Consider the following 16,338-nt stretch of genomic DNA (forward strand, 5'->3'; position numbering starts at 1 on the left):
GAAGTGTTCAAGCAGGCGATGATGTCTTGCCTCCGAAAGTCATCCGGCAGGTGAAATGAGTTGTCGCCGCCATTGAAGTGGAAAAGAAGAGCCGCGCATTGCGCGGCTTTTTTGTTTCCGAACAGGTTGATTGATCATGTTGGGCTGATTCCTATAGCTCGTGAGAAAACACCGGCACGTATTTTCGCTGAGGCTGACTGGGACATCGGCTGCAATCCAATCAACATCTCGCTGATCCTTCGGTATCTTCGGAAACGCCGTATTCAGCGAACGACATGGCCGTCGGTAGATGGCGAGCTATGGCTCCTGTCTGATGCAGGACGTAGGAGAGACTTTGAACTTTCAGCGAATGGAAGCGGCGTCCGCCTTCTATCTGTTTCTTGGTACGACGTTCACAGCGGCGGGATATGGGGCGACATTCCTTTTCTCGCTCTATTTTCGTCTGCATGGCGCCGGCGACCTGGATACGAGCCACGCGCTTCTCGCCGCATTGCTGGGGACCTTCGTTGGCGTTCCTGTCGTGGGATGGTGGTCTGGAAGAATTGATGCACCGCGATTGGTGGCGGCCGCCGCTTTCATTATGGCGAGCGGTTACGCCATATTTTCGGTCACTCCGATTGATATGTTTCCAAGTACTCGCTTCGGAGGCTTCCTTATCGGTTTGGGTTGGGGGATGTTCTATGTCGGGGCACCGATCGCCTTGTCCGAGCGCGTCCAGGACGTTGACCGTGGCGCGTGGTTCACAAAGTTCAGCGCCTTTCAGATGGCCGGGATCTGCGGTGGCCCTGCAGTTTTGGGAGCACTGGTTGATTCCGGGGTGGTTGATACGAATGTGGCGTTCGTTGGCGTGATCGTGGCGGTACTGATTGCGTCTGTGTTCTTTTGCCTGTTTTCGGCGCGCAATCCGATTCCCAGGGATCAGCCTAGGACAAGTCGCTGGGTCAGAGAAATTGCTTATCTCAGGACGAGCGAAGCGATCAGGCCGATTGTCATGTGCGGCCTTGGTGGATGTGTCTTCTCAGGAATCATGGCGTTTCAGGTCGCTATGACCAGCGGTACTGAAGCGAGACCTAGTCTGTTTTTTCTGATTTTTGCAGCGACGGCCATACTTGCGCGCATCACGCTGGTGGTGCCGCTGACGAGGGCACCTCAGGTGCCCATTGTCACGGCGTTGCTCGGCATCATGACTACCGGAGTGCTCTTCCTCTTTGGCGTTCCCTACTCCGCAGCCTTCCATGTACTGGCAGCCATCCTGACTGGCTTTGGGTATGGACTCGCCTATCCCGTGATACAGACCTGGGCGGTCAATAAGTCAGAGCCACGTCATCGTCACGCCGCGTTGTGTTGGTTTGTTTTGGCGTACTTCGTGGGGATCTTCGGGTTTCCAGTGATTGGCGGCTGGATTCTCAGCCGGTTCGGGCTAACTAGTCTGCTGCTTAGCATCGCGATCATTGCCGCTACTGAGTGTGCAGTTTCCGCGTCCGCGTTGGGGCCGGGCGCGGCATCTGACAAGCTCGCTGGACGACGAACCGAAGGCTGAAGTCCTTCCGTCCGCCGGCGCCCAGATTTGGTGAGACCACCAAGGGAATTTTGTGATGGGAGCAAAGAAAAAGGCCGTGTCTTTCGACACGGCCTTTTTCATGCAACGTTGGAAAGGCGCCTTAGCGGCCTTCCTTCAGCGCAATGGCATTGATGCCGGCAGACGACAGGCGCTGCTTGGCCGATTCCAGTTCGGTGGCCGAGTGGAACGGGCCCAGGCGCACGCGGTTGTAGGTCTGGCCGTTGACGTTCACGGGCGATACGTTGGCCACGAAACCCTGCATGGCGAGCTTTGCCTTCAGCGTTTCGGCATCGGACGGGCTGGGGAAGGCGCCCACCTGCAGCAGGTAACCGTTGCCCGCGGGAGCTGCAGCGGTGGCGTTGGCGGGAGCCGGCGTGGGCGCGGCGTGCACGGCCGATTCGGGCGCGGGCGTGATGGCTTCGGACACGGCTGCCGGCGCCTGCTTCTGCGCTGCCGCCTGGGCCTGCTGCTGGGCAGCGGCCTGCGCAGCCTGCTGGGACGCCTGCTGCTTCTGCTGCTGCTCGGCCTTGGCCTGCGCACTGATCACGGCGTCGGGAATGCGCACTTCCTTCTCCGACAGCACGGAGTAGAAGTCGTACTGCGGCTTCTTCGCTGCAGGCGTGCCGTTGTCGGTGCCGGAGGTCGATTCATTGCCGGCGGCGCCTGCGTCGCTGCCGCGCTGCGCGGTGGCCTGCGCGTTGGGCTGCGGGCCTTCGTTGGGCTGCGGCGCCATCGGCAAGTGTCCGCGCATGGCAAACATCAGCACCGCGCCGATCAGAATGCCGATGACGGCCCAGCCCCAGCCCGGCATGCCGCCGCTGGAGTTGCGGACGGCCTGTCGACCTTTGCCCTTGCGTGCTGCCATTTACATCTTCTCCGGGGCACTGAGTCCCAGCAAATCCAGACCGTTGCGGATGACCTGACGCGTGGCGAGCACCAGCGTGATGCGCGCGTTGCGCAGCTCGGCGTCGTCCACGATCCACTTGTGCTCGTGATAGTAGCTGTGAAGGGCGCCCGCGAGTTCGCGCAGATATTGCGCGATCAGGTGAGGTTCCAGATTGGCCGCGGCGGCTTCCAGCACTTCGGGGTAGCGCGACAGCTCGGTGAACAGGGCCTGTTCATGCTCGGTGTCCAGGCGTGCGAGCTGGGCGACGCCGGCCTTCGTATCCACCGCCGGCAGGCCGCGCTCGGCCAGTTCGTCCAGCACGCGGCACACGCGGGCGTGGGCGTACTGGATGTAATAGACCGGGTTGTCGTTGCTCTGCGAGCGCGCCAGGTCGATGTCGAACACCAGCTGGGAATCGGCCTTGCGGGCGATCAGGAAGTAGCGGGTCGCGTCGCGGCCGGCTTCTTCGATCAGGTCGCGCAGGGTGAGGTAGCTGCCGGCGCGCTTGGAGAGCTTCACCTCTTCGCCGCCACGCATCACCGTCACCATCTGGTACAGCACGTAGTTCGGGTAACCCTTCGGAATGCCTTCGTCCAGCGCCTGCAGGCCGGCCTTCACGCGGGCCAGCGAGCCGTGGTGATCGGAGCCGAGCACGGTCACCGCGTTGACGTAGCCGCGCTGCCACTTGGTCATGTGGTAGGCCACGTCGGGCACGAAATAGGTGTAGGTGCCGTCGGACTTGCGCATCACGCGGTCCTTGTCGTCACCGTAGTCGGTGCTGCGCAGCCACAGCGCGCCGCCTTCCTCGTAGGTGTGGCCGTGGGCAACCAGTTTGCCGACGGTTTCTTCCACCTTGCCCTGGGTGTAGAGCGAGGACTCGAGGTAATACACGTCGAAACCGACGCCGAAGGCGGCCAGGTCCAGGTTCTGCTCGCGGCGCAGGTAGGCCACGGCGAAATGGCGGATGGCGTCCAGGTCGTCGACGTTCTTCGCGCCGGTGACCACGTGGCCTTCCACGTCGACGCTGTCGCCGTTGAGGTAAGCCTGTGCCACGTCGGCGATGTAGTCGCCGCGGTAGCCGTCTTCCGGCCAGCCGGCGTCGTTGGGCGTGATGCCGCGCGCACGGGCCTGGGTGGAGATGGCCAGGTTGTGGATCTGCACGCCGGCGTCGTTGTAGTAGAACTCGCGCTTCACGGCCCAGCCGGCAGCGTCGAGCACGCGGGCGATGCAGTCGCCCAGCACGGCATTGCGGCCGTGCCCCACGTGCAGCGGGCCGGTGGGGTTGGCGGAGACGAACTCCACGCCAGCTACCACGCCCTTGCCGCTGGTGCTGCGGCCGTAGGCGTTGCCGTTGGCCAGCACCTGGCCCACTTCCGCGTGGTAGGCGGCCGGGGCGAGGAAGAAGTTGATGAAACCCGGACCCGCGATCTCGACCTTGCCCACCAGTGCGTTGGCGGGCAGGGCGGCGACCAGCTTCTCGGCCAGTTCGCGCGGTTTGGCGCGGGCCGGCTTGGCCAGCAGCATCGCGGCATTGGCGGCAAAGTCACCGTGCTCACGGCTGCGCGTTCGCTCGATGACGAAGTTGGGCACTTCGAGGTCGGCAGGCAGGGTGGCGTCATTCTGCAGGGTACGAATGGCCTGCAGCAGCAGTTCGCGCAGCTGTTCTTTCACGGTAAGGGTCTGACGGATATGGAACCCTTGATCTTATCAGACGAAGGCCCGTCCGGCCGGGCGACTTACGGTGCGGGCGCGTGCTGCGATGCGGTGGGGAAGTCTGTGGATAACTCTGTGGGGAATATCACCGGCCTCACCGATAGTCGTATGAAATTCCCGGTGGAAATCACAGTGTCATGAAAAATATCAAATTGAATCAATCGATTGCATGGCACACATGAGGGCGGCAAGAGATTGTGAACGGAAATGGCCGTCTCAGGCCGAATGTGCATAAGTTGCGGAACGGTACGCGGCTTGGGTGTCCGGCGGTTTTGACGCGGTGCTCGTCATGCCCTTGTCATGCGGCACCGCCACACTGAGCTCCGTCCCCCAGGCACCTCCCCGCCGACGGGGACAGGAGAACGCCGTAACTCTCCTCTCTCCCCACAAGACGGCCATACGGCGCGGACTCTCCCCCCGCGCCGTTGTTTTTTTTGGGGGGTCTAGACCAGCCCCAGCGCCGCCATCGAGACCGGGTCGCCCCGGCCGATCACCAGGTGGTCCAGCACCCGCACCCCGATCAGTTGCAGCGCATCCTTCAGTTCCCGCGTGATGGCGTGATCGGCGGCGCTGGGTTCGGCCACGCCGGACGGGTGGTTATGGGCCAGGATCACGGCAGAGGCGTTGTGGCGCAGGCAGGCCCGGACCACTTCGCGGGGATGGACGCTGGCGCTGTCGATCGTGCCGCGGAAAAGTTCCTCAAAAGCCAGCACCCGGTGGCGATTGTCCAGGAACAGGCAGCCAAAAACTTCATAGGGAAGGTGTCGGAGCTGCGCCCGCAGGTAGTGGCCGCTGTCGCGGGGATTGCCCAGCGTGGGTGATTCCTTGAGCTGCTCGCCCAGCGTCCGCCTCGCCAGCTCCAGCGCTGCGACAAGGCGGGCGCGCTTGGCCGGGCCAATACCACGCAGCCGCACGGTGCCGCCGGGGTCGGCCAGCAGGTTGCCCAGGCCGCCGCTTTTGCCGAGCAGCTCTCGGCCCAGCGCGATGGCGTCCTTGCCGGCGACGCCGCTACCCAGCAGGACGGCGATGAGTTCGGCATCGGACAGCGCGGCGCAGCCACGGGCCAGCAGTTTTTCACGGGGTCGCTCGCCCTCGGGCCATTCACGGATGCTCATGCCAGCGAGCGTGCCGGCCACGTCGCCGGGCGGCCAGCGGTGCGCGTCCGCCCCTGCGTCGGCCTTTGAGCCGATGAGGCGTCAGGCCATCGCCGGCACCCGGGCGGCGAACTCGGCGCTGAGCCAATCAATGAACACCCGCACGCGCGGTGACAGCTGCCGGTTCTGCGGATACAGCACGTAGACCGGTGACGGCGTGGGCGGAAAGCGGGCCAGCACCGGCACCAGCGTGCCGCGGGCAAGGTCCTCCTGCACGCGGTAGCTGGGAACCTGGATCAGCCCGAGACCGAGGCGCGCGGTGGCGATGTACATCTCCGCGCCCGCCACGCTGACCGCATGCGGCAGCAACACTTCGCGCAGCGCGCCGTCCTGCTGGAATTCCAGCGGCAACGCGCTGCCGGTGGCCGATGAGACGAAGGCCACCATGCGGTGCCCGTCCAGGTCGTCGGGTGACGCAGGGTTGCCGTGTCGCTCCAGATAGGCAGGACTGGCATAGGTGCCTTCCTCCAGCAGGGCAATCTGCCGTCCGATCATGCTGCTGTCGGTGGGTTTGCCCACGCGCAGCACGCAGTCCACGCCTTCGCGGACCAGGTCAACGTAACGGTCGCCTTCGCCGATGCGCAGCTGGATCCCGGGGTGGCGGGCCAGGAAGTCCGGCAACCCCGGCAACATGAAGTGCCGCGCCAGCACACTGTGCACATCCACCCGCAGCAGGCCGCTGGGGTGGGCACCCGTGAAGGCGGCTTCGGCTTCCTCGATCTCGGCCAGGATGCTCAGGCAACGCTGGTAATAGGCCTCGCCATCCAGGGTGGGCCGCACCTGCCGGGTGGTGCGTTCGAGCAGCCGCACGCCGAGCCGGGCTTCGAGGCGTTTGACCACTTCGGTGACGGTAGAGCGGGGCAGGTCCAGATCCTGCGCGGCCATCGTGAAGCTGCGCCGCTCCACGATGCGGGCGAACAGGTGCATGGCGTCGACCTTGTCCATTTGTTCGCTTTATCCGAATGATGATGGCGGATTTGAGCAGATTATCCGTCAAGGCGAAAAGAACATCCTAGCTCCACGCCGACACCCGGTCGGCCCTTCCCGAGGATGCTCCCCATGTCTGCTCACGCTTCCCAAGTCGCCATCGTCACTGGCGCTTCCCGTGGCATCGGCGCCGCCGTGGCCGAACGCCTGGCCCGCGATGGCTTCACCGTGGTGATCAACTACGCCGGTGATGCCGCCTCCGCCGAGGCGCTGGCCCGCAAGATCGAAAGCGAGGGCGGCCGCGCCCTGACCGCCCAGGCCGACGTGGCCGACCCGGCCGCCGTTCGCCGCATGTTCGACGCGGCGGAAACCGCGTTCGGCGGTGTCGACGTACTGGTCAACAACGCCGGCATCATGCAGCTGGCGCCGATCAGCGACACCGATGACGACCTGTTCGATCGCACCATCGCGATCAACCTCAAAGGCACCTTCAACACCTTGCGCGAAGCGGGCAAGCGCCTGCGCAACGGGGGCCGCATCGTCAATTTCTCCACCAGCGTGGTGGGGCTGAACTTCCCGACCTACGGCGTCTACGTGGCCACCAAGGCCGCGGTGGAATCGATGACGCACATCCTCTCCAAGGAACTGCGCGGCCGCGCCATCACGGTGAACGCCGTGGCACCGGGCCCGACCGCCACCGACCTGTTCCTCAAGGGCAAGACGCCTGAGCAGGTCGAGCAGCTCGGCAAGCTGGCGCCGCTGGAACGCCTGGGCACGCCTGCGGATATCGCCAGCGTCGTGGCCTTCCTGGTGGGCCCGGACGGCGGTTGGGTGAACGGCCAGGTGCTGCGCGCCAACGGCGGCGTGATCTGAGTTTCCTTCCTCATTGCCTGGAGAACGCATCATGAAGAACGTCATCGTCATCACCGGCGCATCCAGTGGCTTCGGCCTGATGAGCGCCCGTGCCCTGGCCCATGCCGGCCACATCGTCTATGCCGGCATGCGCGAAACCCACGGCCGTAACGCATCGCGCGTGGCGGAGTTGCAGCAGTACGCGAAGGAGTTCGACGTGGACCTGCGCGCCATCGAGATGGATGTGGCCTCGCAGTCCTCGGTGGATGCCGCCATCGCGCAGATCGTCCAGGCACACCAGCGCCTCGACGTGGTGATCCACAACGCCGGTCACATGGCCTACGGCCCGGCCGAAGCGTTCACGCCGGAGCAGTTTGCCCAGCTCTACGACACCAACGTGCTGAGCACGCAACGGGTGAACCGGGCGGCGCTGCCGCACCTGCGCAGGCAGGGCAAAGGCCTGGTGGTGTGGGTGTCCTCCAGCAGCGTGCGCGGCGGTACGCCGCCCTATCTCGCACCGTATTTCGCCGCCAAGGCCGGCATGGATTCGCTGGCGGTGAGCTACGCGGGCGAGCTGGCACGCTGGGGTATCGAAACCTCCATCGTCGTGCCGGGCGCATTCACCCAGGGCACCAATCATTTCGCCCATGCCGGCGCGCCAGCTGACGAGGCCGTGGGCAAGGCTTATGCGGATGGCCCCACCGGCGATTTCGGTGAGGTGGCGTTCAAGGGGCTCGCCTCACTGGAGCCCGCCGACGCGGATCCCGAGTCGGTAGCCCGGGCCATTGTGGAGGTGGTGGCCAAGCCGTTCGGCCAGCGCCCGTTCCGCGTGCACGTGGACCCGTCAGAAGACGGCGCGGAAATCGTCAACGGCGTGGCTGACCGCGTGCGCGCGGAACTGCTGCGGCGCATCGGTCTGGGGGACATCCTGCACCCCCGCTCGATCGGCTGATCACGGGGCGGGCGGCCGTGTGCCGCCCGCTTCCGTTTCACCGAGTGGACCGAATGATTCCGGTAAGCTACCGGGCCAAACGGTAGTCAGGCCCAAACACCATGAGTCTTGCCCAACGCCGCATCCTGCTGGGCGTGTCCGGCGGCATCGCTGCCTACAAATCCTGCGAGCTGGTTCGTCGCCTGCGCGACCTCGGTGCCGAGGTGCGCGTGGTGATGACCGAGAACGCCGCGCATTTCGTCAGCGCGACCACGTTCCAGGCCTTGTCCGGCCAGCCCGTGCGAAGCAGCCTGTGGGACGCCGAGGCCGAGGCGGCCATGGGTCACATCGAGCTGGCGCGCTGGGCCGAGCGCATCCTCATTGCACCGGCCAGTGCCGACCTCATCGCCCGCCTTGCCCACGGCATGGCCAACGACCTGCTCACCACCGTCTGCCTGGCCAGCGCCGCGCCGCTCTACGTGGCGCCGGCCATGAACCAGCAGATGTGGGCGCATCCGGCGGTGCAGGCCAATGTGGAGTTGCTGCGCCAGCGCGGCGTGCACCTGCTGGGCCCGGCGTCGGGCGACCAGGCCTGTCGCGACATCGGCTCGGGCCGCATGCTCGAACCGCTGGAGCTGCGCGAAGCCATCGTGGCCTCGTTCGGAGCGCAGGTACTACGCGGACTCAAAGTCGTCGTCAGTGCGGGACCGACCTATGAAGACATCGACCCGGTGCGTTTCATCGGCAACCGCAGCTCGGGCCGCATGGGCTTTGCCGTGGCCGAAGCTGCTGCGCAGGTGGGCGCCGAGGTGACGCTGGTGGCCGGCCCGGTCAGCATGGCCACGCCGCCGGGCATTGCGCGCCGCGTCGACGTGCGCAGCGCCGCGCAGATGCGCGACGCGGTGATGGCTGCGTCCAACGGTGCGGACATCTATATCGCCGCCGCTGCCGTGGGCGATTACCGCCCCGCGGAAGTGGCCGGCCACAAGCTCAAGAAGCAGGACGGCGCGCCGCTGGAGCTGCGCCTCACCGAGAATCCGGACATCCTGGCCACGCTGGCTGCGCAAACCGTGCGCCCCTTCTTGGTCGGCTTCGCCGCGGAAACGCATGATGTGGAGCGCTATGCGCAGGACAAACTCAAGCGCAAGGGACTGGACATGATTGCCGCCAACCAGGTGGGCGGTGGCCTCGGCTTCGAGGCTGCCGACAACGCGCTCACCCTGTATGGCCCCGAGGGGGCCATCGATCTGCCGCGCGCGTCGAAGACGGAACTGGCGCGCCAGCTGGTGGCCAGGGTGGCGGAGCGTTATCGGGCGGTGCGCGGATGATTGATGTTGAACTGAAGATTCTCGATCCCCGCCTGGGTGATTCGATTCCCCTACCGCAAGCAGCCACCGTCGGCAGTGCCGGCATGGATCTGCGCGCGGCGATTGATGCGCCGCTGACCCTGCAGCCGGGCGAGAGCGTGCTGGTGCCCAGTGGCATGGCCATCCATATTGGCGATCCGGGCTGGTGCGCGTTGATCGTGCCGCGCTCGGGCCTGGGCCATAAGCATGGCCTGGTGATGGGCAACCTGGTGGGTGTGATCGATGCCGATTACCAGGGGCCGCTGATGATTTCGTGCTGGAACCGCGGTACGCAGCCTTACACCATCGCCGTGGGTGATCGCATCGCCCAGCTGCTGCTGGTGCCGGTGGCGCAGGCGCGGTTGAAGGTCGTGCAGGAGTTCGCGCCGTCGCAGAGGGGCGAGGGTGGGTTCGGTTCGACCGGCGTCAACTGAGTGATCATGAGCAGCGGGCAGGACTGTCCGCACGTATAACGACCAGACAGCCTGCGTGGGGACAGGGCATGGCGAAGATCTTCAACATGGGCAGCCGGGGCGAGGCCTCGTTCGATCGGCAGGCACTGCTGTGGTTTGCGGCAGGCACCCTGCTGGTGCTCGTCGGCCTGTTCTGCCTCTGGCAGACCTGGCAGATCGCGGACGAGCGCAATGCCATCGAGCGCGTGCACCTGGCGCAAAGGCAGGCCGCCGAGGCCATTGCGGCGGAGATCGCCAGCGAACGTGGCCACGTGGAGGCGGCGGTGCACTCGCTGAGTGCCGAGAGCGTCGTTGCCGATCCCGCCGCCGCTGCCAACGAACTGCGACCGCTTATTCCCGCCGCGCTGATGGTGGAGGTTTACAGCGGCAGCCTGGATGAAGTGCTGCATGCCAATTACCGCGTCTTTGGTTATGGCAAGGCGGCACAGCTGCTGGCCGCGCAGTCGGCTGATGGCAAGCCACTTGCCCAGACCGTGCCGGACGGCAAGGGCGCGCGCGTGCTCTCGATCGTCGTGCCCGTGGGGCCTGCCGCGCATCCGCAGGCGTGGGTATGGACGACGCTGCCGTTCTCCCCGGTGCAGGAGCGTTTTGAGTCCGTCTCGGCGTCCGGCGGCAGGCTGGAACTTCGGCAGGGTGATGATCGCGGTGATCTGCGCCTGCTTGCATCGGGCAACACGTCCGCCGAACGCGAATCCAATGGTTTGGCCGTTGGCGGCAGCACATTCAGCATTCTTGCGGCACTACCGCCGGCGTTCATCGTGCTGCCACGCGTATGGCCACTGACGGCCCTGATCGGTTTGCTGGCGCTGGGGGCCGGCGTGTACCTGATCTGGACGCGTCGTCGCCTGGGTAGCGCGGGCAGCGTTCCGGATGTCGACGAACCTGTCTTTTCCGAACTGCTCGAGGCACCGCCCGAACCCGTGGCGTCGCCGGCGCCCGCGCGCATGGCGCCACCCAAGCCCGCGCCTGCCACGATCGATCCCACGATCTTCCGCGCTTACGACGTGCGCGGCGTGGTGGGCAAATCGCTGACCCGCGAGGTGGCGCAGCAACTGGGGCAGGCCATCGGCTCAGTCATGCGCGAACAGGGGTTGCGCGAAATCGTGGTCGGCCGCGATGGCCGCCTGTCCGGCCCGGAGCTGGCGGGTGCGTTGTCCGATGGTTTGCGCGAGGCCGGCGTGGACGTGATCGATCTCGGCGCCGTGCCCACCCCGGTCGTCTATTACGCGGCCTACCGCTTCAATACCGGTTGCGGCGTGGCGGTGACCGGCAGCCACAATCCGCCCGATTACAACGGCTTCAAGATCGTGGTGGGAGGCGAAACCCTCGCCGAAGGGGCCATCCAGGATCTCTACCAGCGCATCGTCACCGATCGCCTGGAGAAGGGCGGCCGGGGCAACCTTCGCCATATCGATGTGCTGCCGGACTATATCGAGCGCATCACCTCGGATGTGCAGGCCGAACGCCGCCTCAAGGTGGTGGTCGACTGCGGCAACGGCATCCCGGGCGTGGTCGCGCCGCAGGTGCTGGAAGGCATCGGTTGCGAAGTCATTCCGCTTTATTGCGATGTCGACGGCACGTTCCCGAACCATCATCCTGATCCGTCCGATCCGCATAACCTGGAAGACCTGATCTTCGCGGTGAGGCAGACCGGCGCCGATCTGGGCGTGGCTTTTGATGGTGACGGCGATCGCCTGGGCGTGGTGACCAAAGAAGGCGAGATCATCTTCCCGGACCGCACGCTGATGCTGTTCGCGCGCGACGTGCTGTCGCGCCAGCCAGGTGCCACCATTCTTTTCGACGTGAAATGCACCGGCCACCTGAAGGGCGAAATCCTCGATGCCGGCGGCAGCCCGCTGATGTGGCGCACGGGGCACTCGCTGATGAAGGCGAAGATGCGCGAGACGGGCGCAGAGCTTGCCGGCGAGATGAGCGGCCACTTCTTCTTCAAGGAGCGCTGGTACGGCTTCGACGACGGCATCTATGCCGGCGCGCGCCTGATGGAAATTCTTGCCGGCGACCTGGAAGAGCGCACGCCCGAAGAGATCTTCGCCACCTGCCCCAAGGGTGTTTCCACGCCCGAGCTCAAGGTGGAGATGGCCGAGGGCGCGCACTACCGCTTCATGGACGCATTCCGCCAGAAGGCGAGCTTTGGCGACGCCACGCTCACCACCATCGATGGCGTGCGCGCGGACTGGTCGGACGGCTGGGGCCTCGTGCGTGCTTCCAACACCACGCCCGTGCTGGTGTTGCGTTTCGATGCCGACAACGACGCGGCGCTGGCGCGCATCAAGAAGGTGTTTCGCGAGCAGCTGCTGGCGGTGGATCCGTCGCTCAAGCTGCCGTTCTAAGCAGCACGCGTTCGCACAAAAAAGCCCCGGTCCAGCCGGGGCTTTTTTCTTGCAGTGGCCGTTGGGCTTACTGGCCCTGGCGCTCCTTGTCCTGCGCCACCTTCAGTGCGCGGTAGTGCTCCAGATCCCGTGCGTTCTTCTGCACCATGCCGTCGCGTGTGGTTTGCTGGTGTTCCAGGGTATCGCGCTGGTGAGCCACCACGTCGCGCTGCTGGGCGATGCTGTCATTCAGGAACTTCGGGATCGGTTGCTTGGCGCGTTCCAGATCGCCGGCGCGTGTAAGCAGGTCGGTCAGGGCCTTTTCCTGGATACGCAGGTTGTTGCGCGTCGTGGCGATCTGCTGATCCTGGTTGTCCAGGCTCTCCTGCTGCGATTTCTTGTAATCGGCTTCGGTCGGGTAGGCACTCATCATCTGCCTGTCCTCACGCGCGCGCTGCTCGGCCTGCCGGTCGTTGGTGGCCTTCTCTGTCGCGGCCTTCTCCGCGGCAGCCCGTTCTTCCGGAGTCAGCTGGCGGTCCACGTGCTGAACCACGATGCCGCGGTCGCTCACCACGTCGTAGCCGTATTTGAGCGCATCGGACGTCAGGCTGTCGCTGTAATGCGGCAGGCCCGCGGCATCCTTCCAGCGGTAGCGGTAGTGTGAAACGCCGTCCTTCGACTGGGCGTGCAGGCCGGCTGTCAACGCAAGCATTGCGATGACGAAAAGACTTCTACGCATGAACATTCCCCCTTGTGGGCGGAAAGTATAGCCGGCGACACCGTGACACCCGCCACGTCGGCACGGTGTCACGGTCGGGGTGGCGGGCGGCTTCGCCAACACCATCACGAATCAGGCGTTGACGCCGTAGCGTTCGCGGTAGGCCAGCAGTCGGGCATGTTCGGTGGCCAGCTCCGGCCGCTCGCCCGCATAGGCCAGCACGTCGTTCAGGCCGGTGATGGCAATCACCGGGATACCAAACTCGGCAGTGACTTCCTGCGCGGCGGAAAGCTCACCCTGGCCGCGCTCTTGCCGGTCCAGCGCGATCAGCACGCCGGCCGGCGTGGCGCCCTGGGCGCGGATCAGTGCCAGCGACTCGCGCACGGCGGTGCCGGCGGTCATCACGTCGTCCACGATCAGCACGCGGCCCTTCAGTGGGGCGCCTACCAGCACGCCGCCTTCGCCGTGATCCTTGGCTTCCTTCCGGTTGTAGGCCCAGGGCAGGTCGCGATCGTGCTGGTCGGCCAGCGAGATGGCCGTGGCGGCGGCCAGGGCGATGCCTTTGTAGGCCGGGCCGAACAGCATGTCGACTTCGATGCCCGAGTTCACCACGGACGCGGCATAGGACCGGCCCAGCTGGGCCAGTGCCGCGCCGGAGTCGATGCGGCCCATGTTGAAGAAATACGGGCTCTGGCGGCCGGACTTCAGCGTGAAGTCGCCAAAACGCAGCACGTCGCGCTGCAGGGTGAGTTCGATGAAATCGCGCTGGTAATCGTGCACGGCAGGCTTCTCTTGATCGGATTCAGGCGGGAAGGGCGCACACCATGACGTGCTGCGGCCCGGACCGGCCGCCATGGTACAGCCCACCGGTCTCCCGGAAGCCGGCGCGACGATAAAGCGCCTGGGCCGCCGTGTTGCGGACGTTCACGGTAAGGACCATGGCCTGCACGGCCGGCCGCCGCTGCGCGACGTCGCGCATGAGGGCAATCAGGGCCAGTGTGCCCAGGCCCTGGCCTTGCCAGCGCGAGTCGATGAAGAACGAGCGCAATCCGACCGTGGTGTGGTCGAAGGGCATGTCCGCGATGGTGCGGGCGTGTTGTTCCAGCCGATAGAAGCCAATCGGTTCGCCATCCCGCAGGATGGCCATGGCCTCGCTGCCTTCGCATGCCTCGGCATCAGCCAGTGACGCGTCGATACGGCCCACGAAGGCGTATTGCTCGTCGCTCACGCCCAGCGCGAGCAGGGCAGGGCGAAGCAGTGCATTCACGGGCACGACCTGAACATCGGGTGCGGGAGAGCCGGTCCTCATGGTTGCTATGATGGCCCATTCTTCGAAAGCCAGGGCCTCCCTGACATGCGCATCATCAGTCTCAATGCCAACGGCATTCGCTCGGCCGGCACCAAGGGTGTGTTCGAGTGGCTGCGTCACCAGAAGGCCGACGTGGTCTGCCTGCAGGAAACCAAGGCACAGGAAGATCAGCTCACCGACGCCATGTTCCGCCCCGATGGCCACCACTGCTTTTACCGCGACGCGACCAGCAAGAAGGGGTACAGCGGCGTGGCCATCTATGCCAAGCGCGAGCCCGACGAGGTGCGGACTGAACTGGGCTGGGATGCGTTTGACAATGAGGGGCGCTATATCGAGGCGCGCTTCGGCAACCTCAGCGTGGTGTCGCTGTACGTACCCTCCGGTTCCTCCGGCGAGGAGCGCCAGCAGTTCAAGTTCGAGGTGATGGACTGGATCGCGCCGATCTTCGCCAAGTGGATGAAGAGCGGCCGCGATTACGTGCTGTGCGGTGACTGGAACATCGTGCGCAGCGAGCTGGACATCAAGAACTGGAAGTCCAACCAGAAGAACTCCGGCTGCCTGCCCGAAGAACGCAGCTGGCTCAATGACCTGGTCGACAAGCATGGCTGGGTCGACAGCTACCGCACGCTGCACCCCAAGGGCCAGGACTACACCTGGTGGTCCAACCGCGGCAATGCCCGCGCCAACGACGTGGGTTGGCGTATTGACTACCAGATCGTCACGCCTGCGCTGGGTGAGCGCCTGAAGCGTTGCGCCGTCTATCGCGACGAGCGCTTCTCAGACCACGCGCCGTTTACGGTCGACTATGCCGACTGAGCGGGGCGCAGCGGCGACGCGTAAGCCCTCTGTCTGGCGTTCGTTTACCGAGCCGGCAGCGTGGACGTTGTGCCTGCTGGGGTTTTCCTCCGGACTGCCCTTCCTGCTGGTGTCCGTCACGCTGTCGCTGTGGCTCAAGGAAAACGGCATCGCGCTGAAAAGCGTCACGATGATCGCCAGCGCGGGCATGACCTACGCGCTCAAGTTCCTGTGGGCGCCGCTGCTTGATCATTGGCGGTTGCCGCTGTTCACACGGCTGGGACTGCGGCGTGGCTGGTTATTGTTTGCGCAGCTGGGCGTGCTTTGCGGCCTGCTGCTGATGGCGTCGTTCACCCCGCATCAACTGCAGCCGTTTGTGCTGGCCACGTTGCTGGTGGCGTTCATGGGGGCCACGCAGGACATCGCCATCGACGCTTATCGCATCGAAATCGCGCCACCTTCCGCCCAGGGCGCCCTGGTGGCGACCTACGCACTCGGCTATCGCCTGGGCCTGCTGGTCGCCGGTGCCGTGGCGCTGATTCTGGCCGACCACATTCCCTGGTCCTGGATTTATGTCGCGATGGCGGCGGCGATGGTGGTGCCGATCATCACGACCTTCCTGATGGACGAGCCGGCGATTGCCCGGTCCGCGCCGCCGGGCTGGCTGATGACCATGCGCGAAGGCGTGATCGATCCGTTCACGGATTTCTTCCGCCGTTACGGCTGGACCATCGCGGGGCTGACGCTGCTGTTCATTCTGTTGTTCAAGCTGCCTGAGCAGTCCATCGGCACCATCTTCAACCCCTTCATGCGCGACATGGGTTTCAGCAAGACCGAGATCGGCGCCGTGACGAAGATCTACGGCGTCTGGATCGGCATTGCCGGCGCGTTTGTCGGTGGTGCGGCGGTGGCGCGGTGGGGGGCATGGCGAACGCTCGGATGCGCCATCGTGCTGGGGGCCTGCAGCAATCTGCTCTATGTGCTCTTGCTGGGCCATCCGGGCGATCTGGCCATGCTGACGTTGGCCATTTCGGGCCAGAACTTCGCCGAAGGCTTGCTGGGACCGCCGACCGTGGCTTTCCTTTCGCTGCTGGTGAATCGCCAGCACACGGCCACGCAGTACGCCCTGCTGAGCTCCATGGTGAACCTGCCGGGCAAGGTGCTGGGATTCTTCGCCGGTGGCCTGGTTGCCGTGATCGGTTATGGCGGTTACTTCGCCGTGACCGTGCTCTCGATGATTCCTTCGATGCTTCTGTTCGCGATCCTGTGGCCGCGATTCAGCCGTGAGCGGCCGGAAGCCAACGCCGTCCCGGCGGACTGAAGGGCCGCGTAAATCAGCCAAG

At 65.2% G+C, this 16,338-nt stretch carries 15 protein-coding genes; 8 read left to right on the forward strand and 7 right to left on the reverse strand.

Going from position 1 to position 16,338, the window contains the following annotated elements; genetic code table 11:
• Positions 1 to 289 precede the first annotated feature (289 nt).
• A complete protein-coding gene (locus tag H8F01_RS10540; protein ID WP_187058974.1) occupies positions 290 to 1,540 on the forward strand; it encodes an MFS transporter in 1,251 nt (416 codons plus the stop codon).
• 121 nt (positions 1,541 to 1,661) lie between these two features.
• Here the strand turns inward: H8F01_RS10540 and H8F01_RS10545 are convergent, their stop codons facing one another.
• The 4 genes from H8F01_RS10545 to H8F01_RS10560 form a co-directional block, all read right to left on the reverse strand.
• Positions 1,662 to 2,426: an SPOR domain-containing protein gene (locus H8F01_RS10545; protein ID WP_187058975.1), complete on the reverse strand. Its 765-nt coding sequence runs from the start codon at positions 2,424 to 2,426 to the stop codon at positions 1,662 to 1,664.
• Entirely contained in the window at positions 2,427 to 4,118 is a 1,692-nt protein-coding gene (argS, locus tag H8F01_RS10550) for an arginine--tRNA ligase (RefSeq protein WP_187058976.1), read from the reverse strand.
• A 485-nt stretch (positions 4,119 to 4,603) separates the two neighbouring features.
• On the reverse strand, positions 4,604 to 5,275 hold the full coding sequence (gene radC / locus H8F01_RS10555) for a RadC family protein (RefSeq protein WP_187058977.1): 672 nt from the start codon (positions 5,273 to 5,275) through the stop codon (positions 4,604 to 4,606).
• A gap of 81 nt (positions 5,276 to 5,356) precedes the next feature.
• Positions 5,357 to 6,259, reverse strand: a complete 903-nt coding sequence (locus tag H8F01_RS10560; RefSeq protein WP_187058978.1) for a LysR family transcriptional regulator — start codon at positions 6,257 to 6,259, stop codon at positions 5,357 to 5,359.
• A gap of 114 nt (positions 6,260 to 6,373) precedes the next feature.
• On the opposite strand from H8F01_RS10560, the gene H8F01_RS10565 reads away from it, so the two are divergent.
• The 5 genes from H8F01_RS10565 (at position 6,374) to H8F01_RS21865 (ending at position 12,194) form a co-directional block, all read left to right on the forward strand.
• Positions 6,374 to 7,114: an SDR family oxidoreductase gene (locus tag H8F01_RS10565; protein ID WP_187058979.1), complete on the forward strand. Its 741-nt coding sequence runs from the start codon at positions 6,374 to 6,376 to the stop codon at positions 7,112 to 7,114.
• 31 nt (positions 7,115 to 7,145) lie between these two features.
• Positions 7,146 to 8,045, forward strand: a complete 900-nt coding sequence (locus H8F01_RS10570) for an SDR family oxidoreductase (RefSeq protein ID WP_187058980.1) — start codon at positions 7,146 to 7,148, stop codon at positions 8,043 to 8,045.
• Between the two features lie 101 nt (positions 8,046 to 8,146).
• Positions 8,147 to 9,352 (forward strand): bifunctional phosphopantothenoylcysteine decarboxylase/phosphopantothenate--cysteine ligase CoaBC, encoded by a 1,206-nt coding sequence (gene coaBC, locus H8F01_RS10575; protein WP_187058981.1) that lies wholly within the window; start codon positions 8,147 to 8,149, stop codon positions 9,350 to 9,352.
• A complete protein-coding gene (dut, locus tag H8F01_RS10580; protein WP_187058982.1) occupies positions 9,349 to 9,804 on the forward strand; it encodes a dUTP diphosphatase in 456 nt (151 codons plus the stop codon). Before coaBC ends, dut begins: the two co-directional genes overlap by 4 nt.
• Positions 9,805 to 9,872: 68 nt before the next feature.
• Positions 9,873 to 12,194: a phosphomannomutase/phosphoglucomutase gene (locus H8F01_RS21865; protein WP_187058983.1), complete on the forward strand. Its 2,322-nt coding sequence runs from the start codon at positions 9,873 to 9,875 to the stop codon at positions 12,192 to 12,194.
• 67 nt (positions 12,195 to 12,261) lie between these two features.
• Here H8F01_RS21865 and H8F01_RS10590 read toward each other — a convergent pair whose 3' ends face one another.
• The 3 genes from H8F01_RS10590 to H8F01_RS10600 all read right to left on the reverse strand — a co-directional run bounded on the left by H8F01_RS10590 (position 12,262) and on the right by H8F01_RS10600 (position 14,158).
• Complete coding sequence (locus tag H8F01_RS10590; RefSeq protein WP_187058984.1) at positions 12,262 to 12,912, reverse strand: DUF4124 domain-containing protein; 651 nt, start codon at positions 12,910 to 12,912, stop codon at positions 12,262 to 12,264.
• A gap of 111 nt (positions 12,913 to 13,023) precedes the next feature.
• Positions 13,024 to 13,671, reverse strand: a complete 648-nt coding sequence (pyrE, locus tag H8F01_RS10595) for an orotate phosphoribosyltransferase (protein WP_187058985.1) — start codon at positions 13,669 to 13,671, stop codon at positions 13,024 to 13,026.
• Between the two features lie 22 nt (positions 13,672 to 13,693).
• Positions 13,694 to 14,158 carry a GNAT family N-acetyltransferase gene (locus H8F01_RS10600; protein ID WP_187058986.1) on the reverse strand — a complete coding sequence of 155 codons (465 nt, stop codon included), beginning with the start codon at positions 14,156 to 14,158 and terminating at the stop codon, positions 13,694 to 13,696.
• 87 nt (positions 14,159 to 14,245) lie between these two features.
• Here H8F01_RS10600 and H8F01_RS10605 point away from each other — a divergent pair, with 87 nt between their 5' ends.
• Positions 14,246 to 15,016: an exodeoxyribonuclease III gene (locus H8F01_RS10605; protein WP_187058987.1), complete on the forward strand. Its 771-nt coding sequence runs from the start codon at positions 14,246 to 14,248 to the stop codon at positions 15,014 to 15,016.
• Positions 15,006 to 16,316: an AmpG family muropeptide MFS transporter gene (locus tag H8F01_RS10610; RefSeq protein ID WP_425490101.1), complete on the forward strand. Its 1,311-nt coding sequence runs from the start codon at positions 15,006 to 15,008 to the stop codon at positions 16,314 to 16,316. The genes H8F01_RS10605 and H8F01_RS10610 overlap by 11 nt, the downstream gene beginning before the upstream one ends.
• Positions 16,317 to 16,338: the final 22 nt, after the last annotated feature.

Origin of the sequence: Dyella telluris, from assembly GCF_014297575.1 — a bacterium.
Classification (GTDB): Bacteria; Pseudomonadota; Gammaproteobacteria; order Xanthomonadales; family Rhodanobacteraceae; genus Dyella; species Dyella telluris.

Excerpts from the sequence above, each read along its gene's own strand:
- H8F01_RS10545 (WP_187058975.1), bottom strand. The coding sequence starts at position 2,426 with ATGGCAGCACGCAAGGGCAAAGGTCGACAGGCCGTCCGCAACTCCAGC.
- H8F01_RS10565 (WP_187058979.1), top strand. The coding sequence starts at position 6,374 with ATGTCTGCTCACGCTTCCCAAGTCGCCATCGTCACTGGCGCTTCCCGT.
- H8F01_RS10540 (WP_187058974.1), top strand. The coding sequence starts at position 290 with ATGGCGAGCTATGGCTCCTGTCTGATGCAGGACGTAGGAGAGACTTTG.
- H8F01_RS21865 (WP_187058983.1), top strand. The coding sequence starts at position 9,873 with ATGGCGAAGATCTTCAACATGGGCAGCCGGGGCGAGGCCTCGTTCGAT.
- H8F01_RS10560 (WP_187058978.1), bottom strand. The coding sequence starts at position 6,259 with ATGGACAAGGTCGACGCCATGCACCTGTTCGCCCGCATCGTGGAGCGG.
- H8F01_RS10610 (WP_425490101.1), top strand. The coding sequence starts at position 15,006 with ATGCCGACTGAGCGGGGCGCAGCGGCGACGCGTAAGCCCTCTGTCTGG.
- dut (WP_187058982.1), top strand. The coding sequence starts at position 9,349 with ATGATTGATGTTGAACTGAAGATTCTCGATCCCCGCCTGGGTGATTCG.
- H8F01_RS10570 (WP_187058980.1), top strand. The coding sequence starts at position 7,146 with ATGAAGAACGTCATCGTCATCACCGGCGCATCCAGTGGCTTCGGCCTG.
- coaBC (WP_187058981.1), top strand. The coding sequence starts at position 8,147 with ATGAGTCTTGCCCAACGCCGCATCCTGCTGGGCGTGTCCGGCGGCATC.
- H8F01_RS10605 (WP_187058987.1), top strand. The coding sequence starts at position 14,246 with ATGCGCATCATCAGTCTCAATGCCAACGGCATTCGCTCGGCCGGCACC.
- radC (WP_187058977.1), bottom strand. The coding sequence starts at position 5,275 with ATGAGCATCCGTGAATGGCCCGAGGGCGAGCGACCCCGTGAAAAACTG.
- H8F01_RS10590 (WP_187058984.1), bottom strand. The coding sequence starts at position 12,912 with ATGCGTAGAAGTCTTTTCGTCATCGCAATGCTTGCGTTGACAGCCGGC.